This window comes from Mesorhizobium sp. LCM 4576, from assembly GCF_001854815.1.
GTDB classification, from domain to species: Bacteria; Pseudomonadota; Alphaproteobacteria; order Rhizobiales; family Rhizobiaceae; genus Mesorhizobium; species Mesorhizobium plurifarium.
Genome location: NZ_MDDT01000024.1, coordinates 509,629 through 535,377 on the forward strand (window position 1 = coordinate 509,629; position 25,749 = coordinate 535,377).

The window sequence follows — 25,749 nt, forward strand, 5'->3', positions numbered from 1 at the left end:
CCATGAATCCGGATGACCGATTACTTCGCGGCCGGCGGAATGGTCAGCGTCGCGCCGAGCGGCAGGCGCCGCGGCCTATAATCCTTGTTGGCTTCGGAGATGAGCTTCCACTTGGTGGCGTCGCCATAGGCCTTTTTCGCCAGGTCCCAATAGGTATCGCCGGCAGCGACGGTGTGGCTGGTTTCTGCCGGCTTGGTTTCGGCGGGCTTGGCCGGTTCCGCGGCCGGCGCTGCCTCAGCCGGCTTTGCGGTCTCGGCGGGGGCGGTTTCAGCCGAAACGGCCGGCGGCGTGCCGGCAATGTCGCTCGAACCGGAAGGCAGAGCCGGCATCGCCGGTTCGCTGTTTGCCGGCGTAGCCTCGGCCGGTTTTGCCGCCTCGGCCGCAGGCGCCTGGGCGGCGGGAGCGGTCTCGGCGGGCTTGGCCGGTTCCGCGGGTTTGGCCGGTTCGGCCGCGGCCGTCGTTGCCGCAATCTCGGTGATGCGGCCGTCGAGCTTGGGCGTGTAGGGGCGATGCGCGCCGAGATAATCGGCCACCACCTGTTCGAGGCCCGGGCCGTAATCATAGGCGTCCGTCGCCTTGTCGGCGAAGACCTTGTAGCCGTCGCCGCCCTGGCGGACATAATTGTTGGTGGCCACCAGATACTGCTTGTCCGGATTGATCGGCGCCCAGGCGCCGTTCTCCATCACTTCGACCGATTTGACGCGGCCGGCATTGGGCGCGACCGATTTGTCGAAAGAATATTTCAGCCCGGCGACCTGCGGGAAGCGGCCGGCGCCGTCCTCGACCTGGCTGAGACCGCTTTCGAGGCCGGCGACCAGGTCCTTGCCCGAGATCTTGAAGGTCGCCAGCGTGTTCTGGAACGGCAGCACGGTCAGCACCTCGCCCATGGTCACCGTTCCCTGATCGATCGAGGCGCGCAGGCCGCCGCCGTTCGAGATGACGATCTCGACACCCTGGCCCTTGGTGCGGTCAAGGATGGCGTCGGAGACGAGATTGCCCATCTCGCATTCGCGCGCGCGGCAATTCTCGCGGCTGCCGTCGATCGCCTTGGTGGTCTCGGCCACCTCCTTGTTCTTCAGCGCCTCGATCGGCGCGCCGAGCTCCTTGATGCGGGCAAGGACAGTGGGATCGGGCGTGACCGACTTGTCGAGATAGATCGGGGCGCCGCTGGCTTCCTTGACGTTGCCATTGTCGTCGAACACGACCTTGAACTCGCCGAGATATTTCGAATAGGACGCCGCCTGCACGACCGGCACCTTGTAGCCGTCCGGGTTGTCGACCATCGTCGGGTACGGTCCCTCGGCCTTCGGATCGGTGTTCGACAAGAGCGTGTGGCTGTGGCCTCCGACCACCACGTCGATACCCGGGATCTTGGBGATCACGTCGCGCTCGCGCCGGTAGCCGATATGAGTGACCGCGATGATCTTGTTGATGCCTTCTCCCTTGAGCTTCTCGACCTCGGCGGTGATCGCCTTGACGTCATCCGTGATGGCGATGTTCGGGCCGGGGGAGGYGAGTTCCGGCGTGTCGTTGGTGACGGCGCCGACGATGCCGATCTTCTGGCCGCCGACCTCGACGACGATCGAAGGCTTGATCTTATCCTTGGCGCCGGACTTGTCGTTGGGCACGACATTGGCGCTGACGATCGGGAACTTCGCCTTGTCGAGGTAAGGCACCAGGGCGCTCTCGCCGTCGTCGAATTCGTGGTTGCCGAGCGTCACCGCGTCGGGCTTGATCTGATTGAGGAATTCCTCTTCCGCCGCGCCCTTGTAGGTGGTGTAGAACAGCGATCCCTGGAAGCTGTCGCCGGCATTGAGCAGCAGCACGTTCTGGCCTTCGAGCTTCTTGCGCTCCTCGGCGATCGCCGTGATCAGCCGTCCGGCGCCGCCGATGCATTCGCCTTTGGTCTCCTCATCGGCCGAACAGGTCGACTCGTATTTGTTGTTGCCTTCGATGCGGCTGTGCCAATCGTTGAAATGCAGGATGTTCAGCGTGTAGTCGGCAAAAGACACGCCTGCCGACAGGCCGAGCGCCGAGGCCGACAGGGCTAGAATCGCGGCAATCTTCTTCATCTTCGTCTCCCGGATGAGCTGACCTTCAAGGTGTCTAATGCCCTCGCTTGACCGGAAAATAACAGTCAGCCTCGGATCATGTTCACATCGGGTCCCAGCCGATGCAAGCGCAAATCAGGGAGATGTTTGCCGRCACAAAAAAGGACGGCGGCTCGCGCCGCCGTCCCTGTGGATCGAATATTCGCGAGCCCTCAAGCCCGGCGCGTCAGCACGAAGTTCTGGCCGCTGGCGCTGGTGCAGTTGAGCTGGCTGGTGGAGACCATCAGGCAGTTGAAGCTGACCGGCGTCTGGCGGATCAGCGAGGTGCCGTGGATCTCGACCGAGGTCGCCCCGGTCATGGTGTAGCTGCCTTCCGACAGCTTCTGGCCGGTGTCGGTGGCGACGGTGGTGAACTTGCCGCCTGCGAAGGTCGACAGGCCGGTGCCCTTGGCGTCGATCCAATTGCCCTCGACGCCTTTGGGGGCCGCCGTGGGCGGGGGTTCCGAGGGGCCGGTGGTGGTGCAGGCGGCCGCAGCCAGAAGGCTTGCCGCGGCGCCTGCCGAAAGCAGTTTGCGCGCAATGGTCATTTTGAAAAATCCTCTCCTCAGTCCGCGCCTTTTCAATCGCCCGATTTCCGGGCGATTGCAAGGCTGTGAGAGCAGTAGATCCCGCTGCTATCGGACCAGGATGTTGCGGAACTGCCACGGATCGTCCTTGTCCAGGTCCTCGGGGAAGAGGCCCGGCCGGTTATCCAGTGGCGTCCAGTCGGTGTAATAGCCCCTGACCGGTCCGAGATAGGGTGACTGCACTTCGAGGCAGCGTCGATAATCCATCTCGTCGGCTTCGACGATGCCGGCGGTCGGATTCTCTAGCGCCCAGACCATGCCGGCGAGGACCGCCGAGGTCACCTGCAGGCCGGTGGCGTTCTGGTAGGGGGCGAGCTTGCGCGCCTCGGCCAGCGAAAGCTGCGAGCCGTACCAATAGGCGTTCTTGTCATGGCCGTAGAGCAGCACGCCGAGCTCGTCGACGCCATCGACCAGCTCGTTCTCGTCCAGCACGTGGTGAACCGGCTGCGGCTTGCCGGCGGCGCCGAACATCTCGTCCAGCGACAGCAAGGCGTCGTTGCAGGGATGGTAGGCATAGTGGCAGGTCGGGCGGTATTGGACCTTGCCCTTCTTAGAGCGCACGGTGAAGAAGTCGGCGATCGAGATCGACTCGTTATGCGTCACCAGGAGGCCGTATTGCGCGCCCGGCGTCGGGCACCAGCTGCGCACGCGCGTGTTGGCGCCGGGCTGTTCCAGATAGATCGCCGCCTTGGAGCCGTGCTTGTGCTTCTTGCCGTTCTTCGGCATCCAGTTTTCATGCGTGCCCCAGCCAAGCTCGGCCGGCTGCAGGCCCTCCGAAATGAAGCCCTCGACCGACCAGGTGTTCCAGAACACGTTCATCGGCTTCGGCTTCTTCGTGCGCTGCGTGTCACGCTCGGCGATGTGGATGCCCTTGACGCCGGCCTTCTTCATCAGCCTTGCCCAGCCCTCGCGGTCTTCCTGCGCGGGCTCGGAAAACTCGAAACCGAGATCGGTGGYGAGATTGACCAGCGCCTTCTTGACGAACCAGGAGACCATGCCGGGATTGGCGCCGCAGGTGGAGACCGCCGTCGGGCCGCCGGGCTTGTCTTGCTTTTCCTTGATCAGCGCCTCGCGCAGCGCGTAGTTGGTGCGGCTGGCATTGTCGGCCTCGGCGTCGAAATAGAAGCCGAGCCACGGCTCCACGACCGTGTCGATGTAGAGCACGCCGAGCTTGCGGCACAGTCTCATCAGGTCCACCGAGYCGGTGTCGACCGACAGGTTGACGCAAAAGCCCTGGCCGCCGCCATTGGTCAGAAGCGGCGTGAGCAGCTTCTTGTAATTCTTCTCGGTCACCGCGTCCTGCATGAAGGTGATGCCGCGCTCGTCGAGCAGCTTGCGGTCGGTGTCGCGCGGGTCGATGACCGTCATGCGCGACTTGTCGAACTTGAAATGGCGCTCGATCAGCGGCAGCGTTCCCCGCCCGATCGAGCCGAAGCCGATCATCACGACAGGACCGGTGATTTCACCGTAAACGGGCCAGTTTTCATTCGCCATTTTTTCGCACACTCCTTCAAACACGCGCAAAACCGGGCGCCTTTGGCCCGACGGCCAAGCGCTACACCACAGATCATTGTCATAAACCAGCGAAAAGCGCCAATCGCGGGTAAGCCGGTTTGGTGGCGTGGTTAAGCCGATCCGGCGATACCGTCGAGGAATGCGACCAGCCGGTCGCGGTCGGCGGTCAGGCCCTTGTAGTCGAGCTGCTGCTGGTCGAGGGCCAGGAGTTGCTCCGCGAAGGAGGCGGCCAGCGTTGCCCGGTCCGGATGGGCTTCGAGCACCTTGAGCGGATCGAGATGGATGCGGATGGTGAAGAGAATGTCGCGCGACGCCGGCAACTTGCGCAGCGTCTGGCGCTCGACCCGGATGAAGGCGTGGGCGTTGACGTCGCCGTCGGGGAAGCGGCTAGGGCGGTTCGTGGCGCGGTCGATACGCTCGACATTGGAGAGCGGGTGATAAAGCCTGTCATCGGCCTGGATCGACCAGTTGAAGCGCTCGACCGCCTGGCCCTGCAGGCCGTCGAACATGCGGTTGATGAGCTCGGCCGGCCGCGTGCCGGGGCCGAAACCGGGCACCGGCTCGTGGATATCCTGCAGCGGCTTGCCGAATTTCTCCCGCAACGACCAGGACGAAGGGAAGCAGAGCGAGCCGGCGGCGAGCCGCCAGCCGCGCTCGTCGCGACGCATCAGGATCAGGTCTTCCTGGACAAGCAGCGAGGCCCTTGCCAGCGGCGCTTCGCGCAGGRCAGGAGGCAGCCTGTCGATCGTCCCCTCGAAACCGATCGGCTCGACGTTCACTCCGCTACGGCGGTGCGTGCCGGGATGCGCGGCTTCGAGATGCGCGACGAGCAGGTCCAGCACTTCGCGCTGAGCGTCGCGGGTGCCATCTTCCTCGACGAAGACCTTTTCCGGGATTTCCGCGTAGAGCCGTTGCTTCTCGGTGAGATGCGGCAGCAGCAATCCGTCGACCTCGATCCAGCGCTCGAAGTCGAGCGGCTTCAGCCCGATAGCGAAGAGCTTCGAGGACCCGTCATAGGGCGTGTGGGTCGGCTGGCGGACGGTCATGCCTGTTTGGGTGTTATCCAGTTTGTGTCTCCAGCGCGGTCAGCCAAGCCGCGCCGGGATCAGCCCGCGCAGCGAGTTGCCGACGAAGATCGCCTTCGCCGCCCTCAGATCGTCGAAGCTGTAGATTGCTTCCACGGCGCGGCCTTCGTCCAGAAGCGCGCCGCGCAATATTCCAGGCAAAAGGCCGCAGTCGAGGCGGGGCGTGGCGAGCGGGCCGTCGCCGAAATCGGCGAAGAGATTGGTGATCGTGCCCTCGCAGAGCTCGCCGCGCTCATTGGCCAAAAGCACTTCGTCGGCGCGGGTGGCGAGATATTCGGCGCGCGCATGCGTGTAGACCTGGCGCAGGCTTGTCTTGTGGCGCAGCAGCATGTTGGCGGAATCGAGACGGATGCGCGCCAGCTGCAACCGCCAGACCTTGTCGGCGGGCAGCGGTTCATAGGCTTGGGCGGCGGCCGTCGCCTCGCCATTGCGCTGCAAGGCGAGGCGCACGCGCATGGCAACTCCGTGTCCGCTGACGGTGTTCGAAAGCACCTCGCCGATCCGTCCCGGATCGCAGGCGAAGCCGAGTTCGGCGGCGGACGCATAAAGCCTGGCAAGGTGGCGCTCGAAGCGCTGGAAGCCCGAGCCGGGCTCCCAGCGCATGGTCTCGATCAGCTCGAAGCCGGCACCGTTCCCGTCGCGAAGCGCGCTTTCAACAGACACTCCCGATACTCCTCCTCGGCGGTGGAATCGAAGACGACGCCGCCGCCGACATTGTAGACGGCCTCGCCGTCGGCAAAGAGCGAGATGGTGCGGATCGCCACCGAAAAACGCATCCTGCCGCCCGGCGCGATCCAGCCGATGGCGCCGCAATAGACGTCGCGCGGCGCATCTTCCAGCTCATGCAGGATTTCCATGGCGCGGATCTTCGGCGCGCCGGTGATCGAGCCGCAAGGGAAGAGCGCGGCGAAGACCTGGCGGATGCCGATACCGGGCAGAAGCTTCGCCCGCACGCGGCTCACCATCTGATGCACCGTCGGGTAGGTCTCGATGCGGAACAGTTCCGGCACGTCCAGCGTGCCGACCTCGCTGATCAGCGAGATGTCGTTGYGCAAAAGGTCGACGATCATCCGGTTCTCGGCCTGGTTCTTCTCGTCGTTGCRCAGGAAGGCCTTCAGCCGCGCATCTTCCGCCTTGGTCGCGCCGCGCGGCGCGGTGCCCTTCATCGGGTGCGTCTCGATCATGCCGCCGGCATCGATCTCGAAGAACAATTCGGGCGAGCGCGACAGCACGACCGGATCGCCGAGCGAGACCAACGCGCCATACTTGACCGGCTGGCGTTCCGTCAACGCGTCGAAGGCAGCAAGCGGATCGCCGGACCATTGCGCACGGACCGGGAAGGTGAGGTTGCCCTGGTAGCAGTCGCCCTTGYGGATGTGGTTGTGGAGGCGCGCGAAGCGGCCGGCATAGTCCTCGGCGGACCATGTCGCCCTGGCGTCGAAGATCGGGCCGTTGCTGGCGGGCGCCTGCATTTGCGGCACGGCCTGCTCGACGGGCGCATCGAAGACGCCAAGGCAGACCAACGGCGCGCGGCGGCCTTCGGGCAGCAGCGGCACCAGCTTCGGCTCGAGCAGGTAGCCGGCTTCGTAGGAGAAATAGCCGGCCAGCCATTTGCCGGCATCGGAAGCAGCCTGGGCCCTTTCAAGCGCGGGGGGGAACTCTTCCGCATCGTTGGCGGCGATGATCTCGCGCGGTTGRCCGAAGACCAACTGACGAGCGGTCGCGTCGTTGCGGAAAATGGCTGCGGGCAGGGACATGAGCCTTGGAAGCGGACAATCTCTTTGTTTGGCGCAATTTCGAACGGAAAACCGCTACACACTTTTCCCGAAATTGCTCTAAGTCGACCGCTCTATATGGGGGRCCGGCGAGGCGCAATCGAGAGAGCGGCGTCGGGCGGCGCAAAGGCGTCCAGTTGGCGCGGAAGTTGTTCGCTAGCTGTGAGCTAATGCAGGGATTGGCGGAAACRCTCAAACCTTCGTCATCCACGGGCGGAGCGGGAGCGAAGCGGACGCGTAGACCCGAGGATCCATTCCGTGACCTCGCGCGAAGGATAAAGGCGGTGCAGAACGAAGACCTTTCTGCACCGCTGCAACGCTCGTAGGTAACGGAATGGATCCTATGGTCTGCGCTGCGTCGCTTCGCTCCTCGCTACGCCATAGGATGACGAATTGACGGATGTCTGGCCAACCTCCGATGCTGAGACGCCGGCGAGATGTTCAAGTGTTATTTGCGGTGCCAGCCGTCGGAAACTGCCTGGCGAATTCGGCCTCGTTGCCGGCGGCCAGCAATTTCGCCTGCTCGATCCATTTTTCGCGCGCGATGCGGCCGTCGAAATTGAGCACTTCCTCGACGCGCTTCACGTCGGCCTCGGTCCAGGCGGCGATCTGGGCATAGGTGGTGACGCCGAGGCCCTTGAGCAGTCTTTCGTTGACCGGGCCGATGCCGATGAGGCGGCGCAGATTGTCTGCCTTGCCGGCCGCGGCCTGCGGCGCGGCGGCTTTCCTGGCCGCGGGCGCCGCCGCCTTCTTGGGCGCGGYGGTTTTGGCTGCAGTCTTCGTTGCCGCTGGCTTCTTCGCGGCGGCCGACTTCGCCGGAGCGGCCTTTGCCGCCGATGTCGCGGTCGCGGGGGTCGACATCAGCGCCGCCGGAGCCGGCGTGGCGGCCTTGTCGGCGCCGCCCTTGGCGGAAGGCGCGTCGCGCAGCCGGCTTTCGAGATCGGCGCGGGCACGGCCGCAGGCGTCGAGCTCGCCCTTCAAGCGATCACTGTCGGCGCGCAGCCTGTCGCGCTCGCTTCGTGTGCGGTCGAGATCGTCACGCAGGCTGTCGAGTTCGCCGCGCAGGCGGCCCCAGATGAACCAGCCAACCAGGATACCCACAACGAACGCCAGGAGCATGTAGAAGAAAGTGCTCATTTCCCTCTCCAGTCCGATCTGTCGGCCGAGGCCCGGGAGGCGAGCGCACGCCAAGGATCGTCAAAGGTTCCGTGGTTGGCGGGACCGCCGGCTTCAATCGAGCCATCGGCGTTCGGCCTTGTCCGGAGCCGACGGCCATTATCGCATTCGCCGTGGCGCCGCGACCAGCCATCTCTGGCCTACGCGATGCGTCCGGCTGAGCTTGAAGCCGGACGCTATCATATGGCTTGTCGAAAGCTAGTTGAAAAATGTGCCGGAGAATTATTCAAGAACAGCTATTTAGGGCAAGAATAGATCTTTGCTAATATGCGTATCGGCTAAATTATTGCGACCGATGTGCGCRTCGTTGCTGTCGTCAATTGTCGAGCGCCTCCAACTCGTCGATCAGCGAACCGATCACGCCAAGGCCGATCTGCCAGAAAGCGGGATCGGTGGCGTCCAGGCCAAAGGGCGCCAGAAGCTCGGAGTGATGCTTCGTGCCGCCGGCGCRCAGCATCTCGAAATACTTCTCCTGAAAGCCGCGCTCGGCGTTCTGGTAGACGGCGTAGAGCGAGTTCACCAGGYAATCGCCGAAGGCATAGGCATAGACGTAGAAAGGCGAGTGGATGAAATGCGGGATGTAGGTCCAGAAGACCTCATAGCCCTCACGCAGCTTGATTGCCGGTCCCAGGCTCTCGGCCTGCACTTCCAGCCAGAATTCGCCGAGCCTGTCCGAGGTCAGTTCTCCGTTCTTTCGCTCGGCATGCACCTTGCGCTCGAACTCATAGAAGGCGATCTGGCGCACGACGGTGTTGATCATGTCCTCGACCTTCTGGGCGAGCATGGCCTTGCGCTCGCGTTTGTCTCCGGTCTGCTCGAGCAGCGAGCGGAAGGTCAGCATCTCGCCGAAGACGGAGGCGGTCTCGGCCAGCGTCAGCGGCGTCGAGGCCATCAGCGCGCCCTGGCCGGCGGCCAACACCTGGTGCACRCCATGGCCGAGCTCATGCRCCAGCGTCATCACATCGCGCGGCTTGCCCATGTAGTTGAGCAGCACGTAAGGATGCRCCGACGGCACCGTCGGATGGGCGAAGGCGCCGGGCGACTTACCCGGCCTGACCGGCGCGTCGATCCATCTGCGATCGAAAAAGCCGCGGGCGATTTCGGCCATGTYGGGCGAGAAGCGCTGGTAGGCGGAGAGCACGGTGTCCCTGGCGTCGTCCCAGCTGATCACCGCCTGYGGCGTCTCCGGCAGCGGCGCGTTGCKGTCCCAGTGGTTCATCACCTCCATGCCGAGCCAGCGCGCCTTCATCGCGTAATAGCGATGCGACAGCCGCGGATAGGCCTCGCGCACGGCCGCCGCCAGCGCGTCGACCACCTCGCGCTCGACGCGGTTGGCGAGGTGGCGCGAGTCGGCGATGTCCTGGAAGCCGCGCCAGCGGTCGGAGATTTCCTTGTCCTTGGCCAAAGTATTGGTGATGAGGGTGAAGGTGCGCAGGTTCTTGCGGAACGTGGCGGCGAGCGCCTCGGAGGCGCGGCGGCGGACCTCGCCATTGGCATCCTGCAACCGGTTGAGCGCCGGCTCCAGCGTCAGCTCCTCGCCGTCGACGTCGAAGCGCAGGTCGGWCATCGTCTCGTCGAACAGGCGGTTCCAGGCGCCGCGTCCGGTCACCGACTTTTCGTGGAACAGCTGCTCGACACGGTCCTCGAGCTGGTAGGGCTTGTCCTTCCTGAGGTCGAGCACCCAGGGCCGGTAGTGGCCGAAGGCCTTGTCGGCGGCCAAAGCGCTTTCGATCGCCGCGTCGTCGATCAGGTTGAGCTCGAGCGCGAAGAACAGAAGATGCGCGCTGGCATCCGTCATCTTCTCCTGGACGTCGCCATAGAGCTTGGCGCGCTGCGGATCGGCGGTGTTGCCGGCGTAGACGAGGCCGGCATAGGAGACGATGCGGCCGATCAGCTCCTCGAGCGCCTCGTAGGTTTGCAGCGCCTCGCCCAGCCGGCCGGCGCCGCCGCRCCCGGCTTCCGCGGCCAGYGTGCCTTTCCAGCGGGTCTCGAAGGCGACGGCGTCGCTGGCCGCCTTGGCGATGTCGCGCTTCAACTCGGGCGCTTCYATGCCGGAATAGAGATCGGCGAGATTCCACTCCGGCAGGTCGCCAAGCCCTGCGGCACCCTGGCCGGACGCTGGCGCCGCAAGCCGCCGACCAAACATCATGCGCATCAGCGATACCTCTTTTGAACCAACGGGCCAGAATCAAAGGGAAAGGAGAAGCCGGTCAAATCCTAAGGAATTCGTTCACCGGGTTTTTTGAAACCTTATTTAGAACCCTGTGCCAAGATGATCCATGGGATTTCTCGGGCGGACAACTCAAACAGTCATGACAGGTTCCATACTCATAGTCGATGACGATCCGGTGCAGCGCAGGCTTGTCGAGGCCGCGTTGACCAAGYTCGGCCACACCGCGATCGTCACGGATAGCGGCGAGGCCGGTCTCGACGTGCTCGACGGGCCGAACGCGCGCGAGGTCTCCGTCGTCATCCTCGACCTCGTYATGCCCGGCCTCGACGGCATCGGCGTGCTGAAGGCGATGCGCGAGCGCGCCATCGACGTTCCCGTCATCGTCCAGACGGCGCAGGGCGGCATCGAGACGGTCGTTTCGGCGATGCGGCACGGCGCCTTCGATTTCGTCGTCAAGCCGGCGTCGCCCGACCGCCTCCAGACCGCGATCTCCAACGCGCTCAAGGTGGAAGCCGTCGAGGACGAGATGAAGCGCGCCTCGCGGCGACGCGGCGGCGGCCATCTCACCTTCAAGGACATGATCACGCGCAGCCCGGCGATGGACCGGGTGATACGCCTCGGGCAGAAAGCGGCGGCCTCCAACATCCCGATCCTGATCGAAGGCGAGTCCGGCGTCGGCAAGGAGCTGGTGGCGCGCGCCATCCAGGGCAGCGGCCACCGCCGCTCGAAGCCCTTCGTCACCGTCAATTGCGGCGCCATCCCGGATAATCTCGTCGAATCGATCCTGTTCGGCCACGAGAAGGGCTCCTTCACCGGCGCAACGGAGAAGCACACCGGCAAATTCGTCGAGGCGAATTCCGGCACGCTGTTCCTCGACGAAATCGGCGATCTGCCGCTCGACGTCCAGGTCAAGCTCTTGCGCGCCGTGCAGGAAGGCGAGGTCGATCCGGTCGGYGGCCGCTCGACCGTCAAGGTCGATATCCGCCTGATCTCGGCTACGCACCGCAACCTTCTACAGCAGGTCAAGGACGGCAAGTTCCGCGAGGACCTGTTCTACCGGCTGAACGTCTACCCGATCTTCGTGCCGCCGCTGCGCGACCGCCGCGACGACATTCCCTATCTTGTCCGCCATTTCATGGAAAAGGTCGCTCCGGCCGATCCACGCCGCCGCCTTGCCGGCATATCGGCCACGGCGCTTGCGATGCTGCAGGCCTATGACTGGCCCGGCAACATCCGCCAGCTGGAGAATGCGGTCTTCCGGGCGTCGGTGCTTGYCGAGGGCGATRTGCTGACCGAGGAGGAGTTTCCGCAGATCCGGGCGCAGGTGGAAGGCACCGTCAATCTCGGAGCGGAGCCGGCATCCGCCATCGCCGAAACGATTGCGGACGCGACCCGGCAAACGGACGAGACCGTTGCCGATGCGACCGGGGCTGGCGTGTCCGACGGCGAGGCGCCGGCCAGGCCGCAGCCGCGCTTCGGAACGCTTCGGGCGCTCGACGAGCGCGGCAATGTGCGGGCGCTGGCCGATGTCGAGCTCGAGATGATCAAGCTCGCGATCGACCATTACAACGGCCAGATGAGCGAGGTCGCCCGCCGGTTGGGTATCGGCCGCTCGACGCTCTACCGCAAGTTGAAGGAATATGGCATTGATCCCGAAGCGGGTCGCGTCGACCGGCTCGCCTCGTGACAGGCAAGCTCCGAGCCAGCCTGCCCGCCTAAAATCCGAGTCAAATTGTCGCTTTTGACAGGAAAATCCTGGGTTTTCAGCGGTTGGCGTTGCCGAGGATCACGCATTAACGCTAACGGTAACAGATCGTGTTCTGGCCGAGGCCGGATTCTTGATCTAAACCAGCGGTTTACCACGAAATGCTGTGCATCATTTTTGACGGGATATCGCCACGGTGTTACCGCATTTCGGCTTCAATAAACGATGATTAACCATTAGGATCGATATTCGGATGTGAACACCACGCATCCGTTTGGTCAAATCCGGGGACAAACGGCAGCCTGAAAGCCATTTGATTTGAACAAAATCGAACGACACAAAAACGGGCGGCATTTTCACATGAGCGTCTGGCCGAGGTGGCTGACGTTCGTGATTTTGGCCGCCGGGTTCCTGTCCGCGACGATGCCGGGCGCCAGGGCTGAGGTGCGCACGCTCAAGCTCTATCACCTGCACACGCATGAGAAGGCCGAGATCGTCTACAAGCGCAATGGCCGCTACGATCCGGAAGGCCTGCGCAAGATCAACATCATCCTGCGCGACTGGCGGCGCAACGAGCCGACCAAGATGGATCCGCGGCTGCTCGACCTCGTCTGGGAAGCCTATCGCGAAAGCGGAGCCACCGACTATATCCAGGTCGTCTGCGGCTATCGCTCGCCGTCGACCAACGCGATGCTGCGCTCGCGCAGCCGCGGCGTCGCCGAGAAGAGCCAGCACATGCTGGGCAAGGCGATGGACTTCTACATCCCCGGCGTGCCGCTGAAGAAGCTGCGCAACATCGGCCTCAAGATGCAGGGCGGCGGCGTCGGCTATTACCCGACCTCCGGCTCGCCCTTCGTGCATATGGATGTCGGCAATGTGCGCCATTGGCCGGGCATCAGCCGCCAGGAGCTGGTTAGCCTGTTCCCGAACGGCAAGACGCTGCATGTGCCGAGCGACGGCAGGCCGCTGCCTGGCTATRAGCAGGCGATGGCCGCTTATCAGGCGCGTAAGGGCGCCGGCACGCCCAATATCGAACTGGCCAGCGCCGGTGGCTCGACCAAGCGGTCCGGCGGCCTGTTCGCCTGGTTCCGCGGCGGCGGCGCCGACGAAGCCGACGACGAGGCCGACGACAGCGCCCCGGCGCCGCAGCAGAAGACTGTGAAGCAGGTTCAGGTCGCGAGCGCCGCCACGGCCCGCACCAGCAATCTTCCGGGTATCGCGATCGTTTCGCCGAAGGATGCCAAGCGCGCCAACATCCCGCAGATCGCGGATGACAGCGCCGACGATTCGCAGCAGCCGGAGCAGGATACGCCCGAGACGATCATTGCCGCGCTGCCGCCCAAGGAAGTTCCGCTGCCCGACTTCGCGCCGCGTCCGAAGGTCGATGTCGGCCAGCAGACGCCGCAGAACGTGCCGTTCGCCACGGCCGACGCCTCGGCGACGACGGAGCAGGCGGTTTCGACGGCACAGGCGCCGGTGCCGGACAAGGTTCCGTTCGGCGCCGCCAGCGCCGCCGAGGCCGCGAGCACCGATCCGGCGCAGGTGGCGGTCAACAACATCCCGCTGCCGACCTGGCGCCCCGACCGCTCGACGCCGGCGGAACTTGCGCCGAAGGACAAGAACGTCCTTCTGGCGCTGGCCGAAACGGCTTCGCAGGACAAGAGCGCGACCGACGCGTTCTCCGTGCTGCCGACCGCCCGGCCGCAGCCCGGCAAGCAGGATGAGGTCAAGGCTGTCCTCGAACAGGCCAATGCGACCGTCGGGGTCGACGGCGGCGGCGCCGAATATCAGCTGGCGTCGCTGACCGAACCGGAGCCTCGCTCCGCCTTCAACGATCCGTCAGGCGTCGATGCGGCCTCGCCGCGCAAAGCCATCGCCGCCCTGCCGGCCGGGACCGATCCCGCGCAGGCGATCGGCGGCGGTGTGAAGACGACGGCCAAGGAAGCCAGGGCGTCCGCCCACGACCTGAAGCCAGGACCCAAGGCCATGGTGGTGGCGACGCCGCCGCAGGCCGCGCGCTGGGCGCTGGGCAGCGGCGTCAACATCGCCTCGGTTTCCGACCCGACGACGGCGCCGCGCTATGCCTACAACATCGTGCATACGCCGCCGAGCGAGGTGTACACGGCCGGCTTCCAGGCGGATGGCCAGGTGCCGGACGCAAGCCGTTTCACCGRCAATGCGGTGAAGTTCCTCTCGGTCGCGCGCTTCCAAACGAAATAGGCGAGCCAGCGTGACCACCGCAAAGCCGCGTTGGTCCGCCAGCGCGGCTTTTGTCTTTCGCGGCATGCGCCGCCCGTTTTGACCAGCCGGTCTTCCCGCTTCGTCTAATGGTAGGACAGCGCCCTTTGAAGGCGTGAATCGTGGTTCGAATCCATGAGCGGGAACCAGACTTGGCAATGTCCGAACCGGCGTTTCGTGTGTGCATGTTCACGCCAGGCTGAACTTACCGTGAAGTTGGAACGCCGAGCCCAATGATGGGTTAAAACGGGCTCGTTCCAAACTGAGGATATTCATGAAGAAGATTGTATTGGCGTCAGTTCTGGCGCTGGCTGCGGCATCGGCTGTAGTCGCTCCCTCGCAAGCCGAAACCGTGATCGTCAAGACCGGAAAGCACCATTGCGCGACCAAGCTGGTGACGCATTGGCGTCACCATCACAAGGTGGTCGAGAAGGTCAGGGTCTGCAGATAGTTGCGTTTCAAGACTGCCCCGGTCGGCGCAAGCCGGCCGGTTTAAGAGGATCGCGGCGCGCTTTGGTGCTCAGTCAACTTCCAGCGTGGCCGCTTCGCCCTTGGCCAGAAGCCGCGCGGCGTCGCGCGCAGGCGGCAATCCGAACTGGCGGGCATATTCGCGGCTGAACTGGGAAGCGCTTTCGTAGCCGACGGTGAAAGCAACCTGCGCGGCGCTGCCTGGTTGCGCGATCAGCAGATGGCGCGCTTCGAGCAGGCGAAGCTGCTTCTGATACTGGATCGGGCTCATCGCCGTCGCCGCCTTGAAGTGGCGATGAAAGGCGGCATTGCTCATATGCGACAGCTCGGCCAATTGCGTCACATCGATCGGCTCGTTGTAATGCGCGCGGATCCAAGCGGTGGCGCGGCGGATCTGCGAAAGGCGGCCGTCGGCGCGCGCGAGCTGGCGCAGCTTCTCGCCTTGCGGGCCTTGCAACAGCCTGAATGCGATCTCCCGTTCCAGCATGGGCGCAAGAACCGGAATCTCCGCCGGCCTGTCGAGCAGCCGCAGCATCCGGCGCCATGCGTCGAGCAGCAGGTCATCAACCTGATTGGTCACGAAGCTATCGTCATCGATCGCCGGCTTGTGGTCGATGAGCAGGCCGGCGATCAACTCGGTATCGAGCGCGAAGGCGATGGCCATGTAAGGCCGCGCGGCGCTCGCCTCGATCAACTGGCTGGTGGCGGGTGTCTCGACCGCATAGACGAAATAGCTGCCGGCGCTGTAGGCGAGCGTACGGTCGCCGATCAGCACCGTTTTGGTTCCCTGCAGGACGAACAGCGTGGTCGGCTGGCAAAGCTCGGGCAGCGGCGGCGTCGGAACCTCGCTGCGGCCGATCGTGACGCGGGGAATGGCCGTCTTCGTCCGCCGCCCATTCGCATGGCGGCCGGCGATCGAGATCAGTTCCTGAAGCGCGTCGTTCATCGCTTTCAGCATTGCCGATCCATGGCGGCCAGGCAACCAAGCGGGCACCCAACTGCAAGGATCAGGCAAGAGGCTGAGAGCTTTTGGCGCGCGAAGCGAGCCGGTTCACGTCATCTCTAGGTTCACCGAACAGGAGACATGGACATGACGACGCGAAAGAATGCGCTGGTGACCGGCGCCAACAAGGGCATCGGCTTTGAGACCGCCCGGCGGCTGGCGGCATTGGATTATAAGGTTTGGCTCGGGGCGCGCGACGCCGAGCGCGGCGAAGCAGCGGCGCAAGCGCTGCGCACCGAGGGGCTGGACGTCGAGTGGCTCGCACTCGACGTCGCCAGCGACGGCAGCGTGGCGGCGGCGGCCAAAGCCGTCGCGGCGCAGACTCCCAGCCTGGACGTGCTGGTCAACAATGCCGGCATCGCGCCCGGCTATGTCGAGGCGCTAGGCCCGGATGGCCGCTATGAGCGGCCGCCGAGCCGCGAGGATGTCGCGGACATGAAAGCCACCTACGACGTCAACGTCTTCGGCCCAGTGCGGGTCACCCAGGCGTTCCTGCCGCTGCTCGCGGCATCCCCCGCTTCCCGCATCGTCATGGTGAGCAGCTATCTCGGATCGCTGGCGCGCGCGTCCGGCAACAGCCAGTCGCCCAATGTCATGGGCTATGGCAGCTCCAAGACCGCGCTCAACGCCGTAACACTCGCCTTCGCCAGGGAACTCGCGCCACGCGGCATCATGGTCAATGCCGCCGCGCCCGGCTACACCGCGACGGATCTCAATGCGCACAGAGGCGGCCRCACGGTGCAGCAGGCGGCCGAGATCATCGTGCGGCTGGCGACGCTGGAGCCCGGCGGGCCGACGGGCGGCTATTTCGATGAGAACGGCCCGCTGCCCTGGTAAGCAAGCACGGATTACTTCTTGAGCTTGCTCGCCTCACGCGCCAGCGCTTCGATCTCGTCCCACCTGCCGGCCTTGATGAGATCGTCGGGCGCCACCCACGAGCCGCCGACGCAGATCACGTTGGGCAGGCTCAGATAGTCGGCGGCGTTCTTGGCCGTTATGCCGCCGGTCGGGCAGAATTTCACGTCGGCCAACGGCGAGGCGAAAGCCTTCAGCGACGCGATGCCGCCGGACTGCTCGGCCGGGAAGAACTTCAGGAAGCGAAGGCCGGCTTCGCGCGCGGCCATGATCTCGCCGGGCGTGATGGCGCCGGGCAAAAGCGGCACGGGGCTGTCYTTGGCCGCGTCGAGAAGCTGGCTGGTAATGCCGGGGCTGACGATGAATTTCGAGCCGGCGCTGGCTGCCTCATCGAACTGCCTGGCGTCGAGGATGGTGCCGGCGCCGACGACCGCTTCCTCGACTTCGGCCGCGACGCGGCGAATCGCCTCCAACGCATCGGCCGTGCGCAAAGTGATCTCGATGGCCCTCAAGCCGCCGCGCGAAAGCGCGCGGGCGAGCGGCACGRCATCGGCGACACTGGCGATCTTGAGCACCGGGATAAYCGGCTGACCGTTGAGGAGCGACAGGAGCTTTTCGGTCATGCTGGTCATGCTGGTCTCCATTTCGATCATTTTAAACCGATTAGCAGAAGGGTTGATCCAAGTCCACGAAGCTCGGCGTGTCGCGATGCCGCGCACCTGACCGCCCTTCCTGCTTTGCCTTGAAACGGCTTTCACCACGGTCTAGTGGCATAGCCATGACAATAGCCAAGGAAATTCAGCCCGTCCGTGTCGCCGCGCTCTATAAATTTGCCCGGCTCGACGGATACGAGGCCTTGCGCGCGCCGCTCGCAGCCTTCTGCTGCGGGCACGGCATCAAGGGCACGCTGCTTCTGGCGCGTGAAGGCATCAACGGCACCGTCGCCGGCAGCGAGGAAGCGATTGCCGCGCTCGTGGACCATCTGCGGGCCATCGAAGGTCTTGCCGGGCTGGAAGTCAAATACAGCGGCGCCGCCGAGATGCCGTTCCACCGCATGAAGGTGCGGCTGAAACGCGAGATCGTCACCATGGGCGTCGAGGACATCGACCCGGCGACCAGCGCCGGCACCTATGTCGCGCCGGCCGACTGGAATGCGCTGATCTCGKATGCCGWYWYCKKCKTSRWMRAMAMRMGCAACGCCTACGAAGTCTCGCTTGGCACTTTCAGGGGCGCGATCGATCCCAAGACCAGTAGCTTCCGCGAGTTCCCGGCCTGGATCGAAGAGCACCGCGAGGAGCTTGAAGGCCGCAAGGTGGCGATGTTCTGCACCGGCGGCATTCGCTGCGAGAAGGCGACGGCCTATGTGAAGTCGCTCGGCCTCAAAAATGTCTTCCATCTCAAGGGCGGCATCCTGAAATATCTGGAGGACGTGCCGGCCGAAGACAGCCTCTGGCAAGGCGAATGTTTTGTGTTCGACGAGCGGGTGTCCGTCTCGCATGGCCTGACCGAGGGCGAAGCGGAGCTCTGCCGCGCCTGCCGCCATCCGCTGACGGTCGAGGACCGGCWGTCGCCGAGATACGCGATCGGCGTTTCATGCCCGCATTGCTTCGAGGCGCGGTCCGATGCGGATCGCGAGCGCTATGCCGAAYGCCATCGCCAGGTGGAACTGGCGCAAGCACGCGGTGGCAAGCGTCATATCGGCAATTAGAGCGGCCGGCCCCGCAACCGAAAAGCGGCCCCGTCTTGTAATGTCCCCCATCATTGTAATGTTGATGTGCGGGGCCTACGTCTTGCCGGTCCGAAACCTTGCCCGCGCGCATTTGGCCGGGCCAATTCTGGAGGCATTGATGCTCGACCCCAAGAAGCTGCTCGACGACCTTCTCGGCTCGCAAATTCCCGGCACGGGCTCGACCGTCYGCGACAAGGCGGGGCAGGCGGTACAGATGGCGAAGGACAATCCGCTGGCCGCCGGCGCGCTTGCCGCCGTGCTGCTCGGCACCGGCACTGGACGGCAGGTGACGGGCGCGGCCATCAAGCTCGGCGGCCTGGCGGCGATCGGCGGCCTCGCCTACAAGGCCTACCAGAATTACAAGGCCGGCAATGAACCCGCGCAGGCGCCGGCAYCCGGCGAGCCGGAGCTGCTGCCGCCACCGGCCGATACTGCTTTCGATCCCGCGCAGGCGCCGCAAGGCGAGGCCGAGTTCACGCTGACGCTGGTCAGGGCGATGATCTCGGCGGCCAAGGCCGACGGCCATGTCGACGACGACGAACGCAAGAAGATCGCCGACAAGCTCAAGCTCGCCGGCATCGGCGCGGAAGCGGAAAAATTCCTGCTTGCCGAGCTCGAAAGCCCGCTCGATCTCGACACGCTGGTCGCCGGCGCCAAGACCGATGCGCAGAAGCTCGAGCTCTACACCGCCTCGCGACTGACGATCGATCCCGACACGCGCGCCGAGCGCGGCTATCTCGACCTGCTCGCCGGCCGGCTCGGCCTGCCGGACGCGCTGGTCGATCATGTCGAGGCGACTGTCTCGGCGGCAAAGGTGCCGGCGGGCAACGCGCCTAATTCGCCGTGGTGAATCATGTTGGTAAACGCCGCTGCGCACCGCCCTGCTGGTCGTTAATGTTTCGTTAACTCAGCAAGCGCATCATTCTAATCAGTCGGACCGGCTTTTCCTCCTCCCAAGCGCGGTTCAGATCGGGGCGGTCGCCAATGACCGCCCTTTTTGTTGGCCTCTTGTTTGTCGCCAATAGCGGCTTGCCATGATCCACGGCATTTGCGATGCCACGTCTTCCAGGCAAACCGGGAGGACGGCGATGACAGCCATAGCAGAGAAGACCGCCATCGTTACCGGCGCCGGCACCGGCATCGGCAAGAGCGTCGCCACGGCGCTGCTCCAGGCGGGCTGGAACACGGTGTTCTGCGGCCGCCGCAAGACGATGCTGGAAGAGGCGATCGCCGATGCGGGCAAGACGCAGGCCAAGGCATTGGCCGTCGCCTGTGACATCAGCAAGGCCGAGGAGGTCGACGACATGTTCGAGACCGTGCTCGAGGCCTTCGGCCGCGTCGACCTGCTCTTCAACAATGCCGGCATGGGCTACAAGTCGACGCTGATCGACGAGATCCCGGTCGAGGTCTGGAACGATGTCGTCGGCGTCAACCTCACCGGCTCGTTCCTGTGCGCTCGCGCGGCCTTCGGCGCCATGCGACGGCAGAAGCCGATGGGCGGTCGCATCATCAACAACGGCTCGGTGTCGGCCTATGCGCCGCGCCCGGGCTCAGCGCCCTATACGGCGACCAAGCACGCGATCACCGGGCTCACCAGGACTCTGGCGCTCGACGGCCGGCCCTTCGACATCGCCTGTGGGCAGATCGACATCGGCAACGCGCTGACCGAGATGGCGCAGCCGATGACCGTCGGCGTGCCGCAGGCCAACGGCTCGATCGCCRCCGAAGCGGTGWTGRACGTGCAGCGCGTCGCCGATGCGGTGCTGCATATGGCTAGCCTGCCGCTCGACGCCAACGTGCTGTTCATGACGGTGATGGYGACGAAAATGCCGTTTGTCGGGCGCGGGTAAGCGCCTGACGGTTCACTTCTTCAGAAACGCCTCGATCCGCTCCAGCGCGCGCAGGATGTTCTCCTCGGAATTGGCGTAGGAAAGCCGGATATAGCCTTCGCCGAGAACGCCGAAATCCGGCCCGCCGATCAGCGCCACGCCGGCGTCCTCCAGCAGCGCCGAGGCGAGCTTCTTGGCCTTCCAACCCGTCTTCGAGACGTTGGGGAAGGCGTAGAAGGCGCCCTTCGGCGTGACGCAGGAGATGCCGGGCAGCGCGTTCAGCCCCTCGACCACGATCTTCCTGCGGTTGTCGAAGGCGCGCATCATCTTCTCGACGTCGTCCTGCGGGCCGTCGATCGCGGCGATGCCGGCAAACTGGCTCGGCGCGTTGACGCAAGACCAGCAGTTCACCGCCAGCTTGCGCACCTTGWCGTAGAGATGGGCGCCCCTGTCGCCGTTCGGCCAGATCGACCAGCCCATGCGCCAGCCGGTCATCGCCCAGGTCTTCGACCAGCCGTTGAGCACGATCAGCCTGTCGCGGATCTCGGGGAAGTTGAGCAGCGAGCAGTGGGTCTCGCCGTCATAGGTCATGACGTCGTAGATCTCGTCCGACAGGATGGCGACCTGAGGGTGCTTCTCCAAGCCCTTGACCAGCTTCTCGATCTCGGCCCGCGGGGTGACGCCACCGGTTGGATTGGCGGGCGAGTTGAGGATCAGYAGCCTGGTCTTCGGCGTGATCAGCGCCAGCGTCTCGTCGGCCGAGAAGGCAAAGCCGTTCTCCTCGCGGATCGGCACCGGCACCGGCGTGGCGCCGGTGAACTCGATCATCGAGCGGTAGATCGGAAAGCCGGGATCGGGGTAGAGGATCTCGGTGCCCGCCTCGCCGAACATCRGGATCGCGGCGAACATGGTCGGCTTGCCGCCGGGCAGGATCATCACATTCTCGGGCGACACCTCGACGCCGGTGGTGGTCAGYGTGCGGCGCACGACAGCCTCGCGGGTGGCCAAGAGGCCGTTTGCCGGCGTGTAGCCGTGGTGGCCGTCGCGCAGCGCCTTGATCGCCGCCTCGACGATGTGCTGCGGCGTCTTGAAGTCGGGCTGGCCGATGCCGAGGTTGATGATGTCGCGGCCCTGATGGGCAAGCGCGGTGGCCCTCGCCAGCACCGCGAAAGCGTTTTCCTCGCCAAGCCGGTCGAAGGCCGCGATCGTGTGGAGCATTTTTCCCGTCCCTGTGGTTCTTTCTGTGAGCGAGCGTTTTTGTGACCGTCCGCCGGGAAAAGTCAACGGATTGGAGTGGCCGGTGTCGGAAGATCTGAAGAAATGGCAGCCGCGCCCGCGGCCGGAACGCAAGGCGATCGAGGGACGCACCGTCAGGCTGGAACCGCTGAGCGCGGCAAAGCATGGCGACGGCCTCTACGAGGCCTCCTCGGTTTCCGATGCCGGCGGACGTTTCGCCTGGCTGCCCGACTACCCGCCGGAAACTCGCGCCGCCTTCCAGCCCTGGCTCGATAAGGCCGAAGCCAGCGAGGATCCGCTGTTCTTCACCGTCATCGACAAGGCGAGCGGCAAGATCGCCGGACGCCAGACGCTGATGCGCATCGACGCCAACAACGGCGTCGGCGAAATCGGCAACATCTATTGGGGTCCGCTGATCTCGCGCAAGCCGGCGGCGACCGAGGCGCAGTTCCTGTTCGCGAAATATCTTTTCGACGATCTCGGCTACCGCCGCTACGAGTGGAAATGCAACAACCGCAACGAGCCTTCCAAGCGCGCCGCCGAGCGCTTCGGCTTCAAGTTCGAAGGCATCTTCCGCCAGCACCTTGTGGTCAAGGGTGAAAACCGCGATACGGCGTGGTATTCGATCATCGACAAGGAGTGGCCGGCCTTGCGCAAAGCCTATGAAGGCTGGCTCGATCCGGCGAATTTCGATAGCGAAGGCGGCCAGAAGCGGCGCCTTGAGGATTTTCGCGCCGACTTCGGTGCGTAGACCACGATCTCTGGAAGCGGAAACCGCTTGCCGGCAAGGTCAGACAGGAGTTCGGCAATGGCGCATGACCACGCTTCGCACGATCATGGCCCGGCCGGTCACAGCCATGGCGCCGGCCATGTGCATGGTTCGACCGACAAGAAGCGGGTCCTGATCGCGGCCTGCCTGACTGCTGGCTTCATGGTCGCCGAGGCGCTCGGCGGCCTGCTCACCGGCTCGCTGGCGCTGCTCGCGGATGCTGGCCATATGCTCGCCGATTCGATCGCGCTCGGCCTTGCCTGGTATGCCTTCCACCTGGCGGGGCGTCCGGCCACCGGCCGGCTCACCTATGGCTTCGCCCGGGTGAAGACGCTGGTCGCCTACACCAACGGCATTGCCATCTTCGTCATCGCGCTCTGGATCGTCTACGAGGCCTGGGGGCGATTGATGCACCCGTCGCCGGTGCTGGGCGGGCCGATGCTGGTGGTGGCGGTGGCCGGCCTGTTGGTCAACATCGCCTCCTTCTTCGTGCTGCATGGCGGAGACCGCGAGAGCCTCAACATGCGCGGCGCCATCCTGCATGTGCTGGGCGACCTGCTCGGCTCGGCCGCGGCAATCGCKGCAGCCCTCATCATCCTGGCAACCGGCTGGACGCCGATCGATCCGATCCTGTCGGTGCTGGTGTCGCTGCTGATCCTGTCGACGGCGTGGTCGCTGATGCGCGAGGCGGCCCATGTCCTGCTCGAAGGCGTGCCGGCAAGCCTCGACCGCGATGTGATCGCCAAGGACATCGAAAGCGCGGTCAAGGGGGTGCGCGAGGTGCATCACATGCATGTCTGGTCGCTCGACGGGACCTCCAACATGGCGACGCTGCATGCCTGCCTGAACGACGGCGTCGATCCGCATATCGCGGTGAGCGCCATCAAGAAGCGGCTTGCGATCAAGCACGGCATCGAGCATGCCACGGTCGAGCCCGAATTCGGACAATGCGCCGACAGCCATGACGAGCATGACCATCACCATGATCACGATCACGCGCATGGCGCGCCTGCCGATCGCCGGCATTATCACTGATCCCGCCGTGACGATGAAACCGAACAGCCTCGAAATGAGGACCGCCCGCTGATGGACCGTGACACAAAAAACGCGGCGATCGCCGCGGCGGTGATATTGCTGCTGTTCGGTCTCGCCGCCTATTTCCTGCCGGCCATCATGCTGGCCGCCGGCAAGGTGTCGACGGTGCTGGCGGCCGCCATCGCCGCGATCTTCATGGTCGGGCTGTTCGTCGTCCTGTGGCTGCGCGGACGCAGCCAGCGCAAGAAAGGTCTCTGAAGATGAGAATTCTAATCACGGGCGCGGCCGGCATGGTCGGCCGCAAGCTTGTCGCGCGGCTCGCCAAGGACGGCATGCTGCGCGGGCAAAAGATAACGGCGCTCGACCTGCACGACATCGTGGCGCCGCAGACGCCGGCGCTCGCCGGCGTCGATGTCTCGATTCACACCGGCGATCTTTCCGCGCCCGGCGCCATGGCGGCCCTCGTGGCTCCGCGCCCGGACGTGATCTTCCACCTGGCGGGCATCGTGTCGGGCGAGGCGGAAGCCAATTTCGATCTGGGCTACCGCGTCAATCTCGACGGCACGCGCGCGTTGTTCGACGCCGTGCGGCTGGCGGCGTTCGCGCCGCGCCTTGTCTTCACCTCGTCGATCGCCGTGTTCGGCGCGCCGTTCCCGGACGTCATCCCGGACGAGTTCCATCCGACGCCGCTCACCTCATACGGCACGCAGAAGCAGATGAGCGAAGCGCTGCTCGCCGATTACACGCGGCGCGGCTTCTTCGACGGCATCGGCATTCGCCTGCCGACGATCTGCGTGCGCCCCGGCAAGCCGAACAAGGCGGCGTCGGGCTTCTTCTCCGGCATCATCCGCGAGCCGCTCGCCGGGCAGGAGGCGATCCTGCCGGTGCCGCGCTCGGTGCTGCACACCCATGCCAGCCCGCGCTCGGCGGTGAATTTCCTCATCCATGCGGCCGAAATCGACGGCGACAAGGTCGGTCCGCGCCGCAACCTCACGATGCCGGGCGTCGCCGTGACCGTCGGCGAGCAGATCGAGGCGCTGGAGCGTATTGCCGGCGCCGAGGTGGCGAGGCGGATCCGCGAGCAGTCCGACGAGACCATATGGGCGATCGTCAAAGGCTGGCCGACGCGCTTCGAGGCGAGGCGGGCGAGGGAACTAGGCTTTGCCGCCGAGAAGAATTTCGACGAGATCATCCTTGCCCATATCGAGGACGAGCTGGACGGAAAGATCGCCTGATAGAGTTCAGACGCCGCCCGACAGGCTGGCCGACAGAAGCAGCAGTCCGACCAGGAAGATGAAGGCGGCCCCGCCGATCTCGAYGATCGAATGGATACGGTTGCCGATGCGTCCGTCGCCGGCGAAGTAGACCGCCCAGTTCTTGGCCGTCACGGCGATCGTCGCCAGCGCCGAGACGGTGATCGCGGTGCCGATCGACATCGCCAGCACCGACAGCAACCCGCCTAGCCACAGTCCGTTGAGCAACGCGAAGCTCAGCACGATCAGCGCGCCGGAGCAGGGGCGGATGCCGACGGCGGCCACCGCCGACCAGGCTGTCTTCCAGTCGAAGCGGTCGCCCGACAGCATCGCCGGATCCGGCGCGTGCGAATGGCCGCAGGTCTCGCAGACTTCGCCCGGGCCATGGTCGTGATGGGCGTGGCCGTGCGCGGCGTGATGGTCATGCGCGCCATGATCATGGGCGTGCGCATGCGAATGATCATGATGATCATGATCGTCATGCACGTGCAGGGAGTGCGCGGCGTGCGCATGTGCGTGGGAATGGCCTGCGTGCGAATGGGTATGCGCGTGTCCCGCATGCGAATGGCCCGCATGGGCAGCCGACAGGCTGTAAGCGGGCGTCCTGCCGAACAGGCGCAGGATCGACGGACCAAGCTTGCGCCACAAAAGYCAGGCACCGAACAGCGTCACCAGCACGAAGCTGGAGATTTCCAGGAACCAGGCCGCGTCGGTCATCGAGATCGCGGTGCCCCRCAGCACGAAATAGGCAAGCATCATGACGACCACCGCCGTCAGGCCMTGCAGCAGCGCCGAGACGAAGGAAAGCAGGATGYCGCGCCGCAGCGCCACTTCGTTGGCGACCATGTAGGACGAGATCACCGCCTTGCCGTGGCCGGGGCCGGCGGCGTGGAAGATGCCATAGGCGAAGGACAGGCCGATCAGCAGCCACAACTTGCTGCCGTCCTGGCGCATCGCCTTCATGGCGGCGGCCAGCGAATGGTAGAATTCCTGCTGCCTGAGATTGATCCACATCAGGATATGGGCGAACGGACCCGTAGTGGTCGGCGCCATGCCGTCATTGGTGCCGATGCCGAGCGAGCTCTGGGCATGGGCCACGCCCGACAGATGGGTCGCCATCAAGGCGGCTGCCAAGAGGCCGAGAGCCAGGCGGATATTCGTGGGATGTCCCACGAATATCCGCCTGGATTCCCTTGCTTGTCGCAGGTTCCAATCGCAAAACCGTGCG

Annotated in this window: 22 protein-coding genes, 1 tRNA gene and 1 pseudogene; 12 read left to right on the forward strand and 12 right to left on the reverse strand. The window is 64.9% G+C overall.

The features are described 5' to 3' along the window. Window positions 1-20 precede the first annotated feature (20 nt). The 8 genes from LCM4576_RS15440 to LCM4576_RS15475 all read right to left on the reverse strand — a co-directional run bounded on the left by LCM4576_RS15440 (window position 21) and on the right by LCM4576_RS15475 (window position 10,383). Entirely contained in the window at window positions 21-2,072 is a 2,052-nt protein-coding gene (locus tag LCM4576_RS15440; RefSeq protein WP_071032933.1) for a bifunctional UDP-sugar hydrolase/5'-nucleotidase, read from the reverse strand. Between the two features lie 191 nt (window positions 2,073-2,263). Further along, a complete protein-coding gene (locus tag LCM4576_RS15445) occupies window positions 2,264-2,638 on the reverse strand; it encodes a hypothetical protein (protein ID WP_071032935.1) in 375 nt (124 codons plus the stop codon). Window positions 2,639-2,725: 87 nt separating this feature from the next. Next, window positions 2,726-4,171, reverse strand: a complete 1,446-nt coding sequence (locus tag LCM4576_RS15450) for a homospermidine synthase (RefSeq protein WP_071032937.1) — start codon at window positions 4,169-4,171, stop codon at window positions 2,726-2,728. A gap of 131 nt (window positions 4,172-4,302) precedes the next feature. Further along, window positions 4,303-5,238, reverse strand: coding sequence for a DUF3445 domain-containing protein (locus LCM4576_RS15455; RefSeq protein ID WP_071032939.1), 936 nt, complete (start codon window positions 5,236-5,238; stop codon window positions 4,303-4,305). Window positions 5,239-5,277: 39 nt separating this feature from the next. Next, entirely contained in the window at window positions 5,278-5,940 is a 663-nt protein-coding gene (locus LCM4576_RS15460) for an aminotransferase class IV family protein (protein WP_071032941.1), read from the reverse strand. Then, on the reverse strand, window positions 5,889-7,034 hold the full coding sequence (locus LCM4576_RS15465) for an aminodeoxychorismate synthase component I (protein ID WP_071032943.1): 1,146 nt from the start codon (window positions 7,032-7,034) through the stop codon (window positions 5,889-5,891). Before LCM4576_RS15465 ends, LCM4576_RS15460 begins: the two co-directional genes overlap by 52 nt. Window positions 7,035-7,493: 459 nt before the next feature. Continuing rightward, complete coding sequence (locus tag LCM4576_RS15470; protein WP_071032945.1) at window positions 7,494-8,189, reverse strand: NADH dehydrogenase; 696 nt, start codon at window positions 8,187-8,189, stop codon at window positions 7,494-7,496. A 355-nt stretch (window positions 8,190-8,544) separates the two neighbouring features. Continuing rightward, complete coding sequence (locus LCM4576_RS15475; protein WP_071032947.1) at window positions 8,545-10,383, reverse strand: M3 family oligoendopeptidase; 1,839 nt, start codon at window positions 10,381-10,383, stop codon at window positions 8,545-8,547. 157 nt (window positions 10,384-10,540) lie between these two features. Between LCM4576_RS15475 and LCM4576_RS15480 the strand changes: the two genes are divergently transcribed. The 4 genes from LCM4576_RS15480 to LCM4576_RS36820 all read left to right on the forward strand — a co-directional run bounded on the left by LCM4576_RS15480 (window position 10,541) and on the right by LCM4576_RS36820 (window position 14,795). Continuing rightward, window positions 10,541-12,088, forward strand: coding sequence for a sigma-54 dependent transcriptional regulator (locus LCM4576_RS15480; RefSeq protein ID WP_071032948.1), 1,548 nt, complete (start codon window positions 10,541-10,543; stop codon window positions 12,086-12,088). Window positions 12,089-12,466: 378 nt separating this feature from the next. Further along, a complete protein-coding gene (locus tag LCM4576_RS15485) occupies window positions 12,467-14,326 on the forward strand; it encodes a DUF882 domain-containing protein (protein WP_071032950.1) in 1,860 nt (619 codons plus the stop codon). Window positions 14,327-14,419: 93 nt separating this feature from the next. Continuing rightward, window positions 14,420-14,493, forward strand: a tRNA-Gln gene (locus LCM4576_RS15490). 125 nt (window positions 14,494-14,618) lie between these two features. Then, on the forward strand, window positions 14,619-14,795 hold the full coding sequence (locus LCM4576_RS36820; RefSeq protein ID WP_198540251.1) for a hypothetical protein: 177 nt from the start codon (window positions 14,619-14,621) through the stop codon (window positions 14,793-14,795). Window positions 14,796-14,864: 69 nt separating this feature from the next. On the opposite strand, the gene LCM4576_RS15495 is transcribed toward LCM4576_RS36820, so the two are convergent. Continuing rightward, entirely contained in the window at window positions 14,865-15,758 is an 894-nt protein-coding gene (locus tag LCM4576_RS15495; RefSeq protein WP_071033161.1) for an AraC family transcriptional regulator, read from the reverse strand. A gap of 144 nt (window positions 15,759-15,902) precedes the next feature. Between LCM4576_RS15495 and LCM4576_RS15500 the strand changes: the two genes are divergently transcribed. Then, entirely contained in the window at window positions 15,903-16,652 is a 750-nt protein-coding gene (locus tag LCM4576_RS15500; RefSeq protein WP_071033162.1) for an SDR family oxidoreductase, read from the forward strand. A gap of 11 nt (window positions 16,653-16,663) precedes the next feature. Here LCM4576_RS15500 and LCM4576_RS15505 read toward each other — a convergent pair whose 3' ends face one another. Continuing rightward, window positions 16,664-17,302 (reverse strand): 2-dehydro-3-deoxy-phosphogluconate aldolase, encoded by a 639-nt coding sequence (locus LCM4576_RS15505; protein ID WP_071033163.1) that lies wholly within the window; start codon window positions 17,300-17,302, stop codon window positions 16,664-16,666. Between the two features lie 146 nt (window positions 17,303-17,448). Between LCM4576_RS15505 and LCM4576_RS15510 the strand changes: the two are divergent. From LCM4576_RS15510 to LCM4576_RS15520, 3 genes and pseudogenes are all read left to right on the forward strand, one after another. After that, window positions 17,449-18,378: pseudogene (locus tag LCM4576_RS15510) on the forward strand (rhodanese-related sulfurtransferase). A 139-nt stretch (window positions 18,379-18,517) separates the two neighbouring features. Further along, a complete protein-coding gene (locus LCM4576_RS15515; protein ID WP_071032952.1) occupies window positions 18,518-19,249 on the forward strand; it encodes a tellurite resistance TerB family protein in 732 nt (243 codons plus the stop codon). Window positions 19,250-19,487: 238 nt separating this feature from the next. Then, on the forward strand, window positions 19,488-20,249 hold the full coding sequence (locus LCM4576_RS15520; protein WP_071032954.1) for an SDR family oxidoreductase: 762 nt from the start codon (window positions 19,488-19,490) through the stop codon (window positions 20,247-20,249). A 12-nt stretch (window positions 20,250-20,261) separates the two neighbouring features. Here LCM4576_RS15520 and LCM4576_RS15525 read toward each other — a convergent pair whose 3' ends face one another. Further along, window positions 20,262-21,446, reverse strand: a complete 1,185-nt coding sequence (locus tag LCM4576_RS15525) for a pyridoxal phosphate-dependent aminotransferase (RefSeq protein ID WP_071032956.1) — start codon at window positions 21,444-21,446, stop codon at window positions 20,262-20,264. Window positions 21,447-21,528: 82 nt separating this feature from the next. Here LCM4576_RS15525 and LCM4576_RS15530 point away from each other — a divergent pair, with 82 nt between their 5' ends. From LCM4576_RS15530 to denD, 4 genes are read left to right on the forward strand one after another with little or no spacing between them, the layout of a single operon-like run. Next, a complete protein-coding gene (locus LCM4576_RS15530) occupies window positions 21,529-22,215 on the forward strand; it encodes a GNAT family N-acetyltransferase (protein ID WP_041004977.1) in 687 nt (228 codons plus the stop codon). A 57-nt stretch (window positions 22,216-22,272) separates the two neighbouring features. After that, entirely contained in the window at window positions 22,273-23,268 is a 996-nt protein-coding gene (locus LCM4576_RS15535) for a cation diffusion facilitator family transporter (protein ID WP_071032958.1), read from the forward strand. 51 nt (window positions 23,269-23,319) lie between these two features. Then, window positions 23,320-23,526, forward strand: coding sequence for a hypothetical protein (locus LCM4576_RS15540; protein ID WP_040990031.1), 207 nt, complete (start codon window positions 23,320-23,322; stop codon window positions 23,524-23,526). 2 nt (window positions 23,527-23,528) lie between these two features. After that, complete coding sequence (denD, locus tag LCM4576_RS15545) at window positions 23,529-24,503, forward strand: D-erythronate dehydrogenase (protein WP_071032960.1); 975 nt, start codon at window positions 23,529-23,531, stop codon at window positions 24,501-24,503. 6 nt (window positions 24,504-24,509) lie between these two features. Here denD and LCM4576_RS15550 read toward each other — a convergent pair whose 3' ends face one another. Beyond that, the gene (locus LCM4576_RS15550; protein WP_071032962.1) at window positions 24,510-25,640 is read right to left on the reverse strand and encodes a nickel/cobalt transporter; all 1,131 of its coding nucleotides are present in this window, start codon (window positions 25,638-25,640) and stop codon (window positions 24,510-24,512) included. Window positions 25,641-25,749 lie beyond the last annotated feature (109 nt).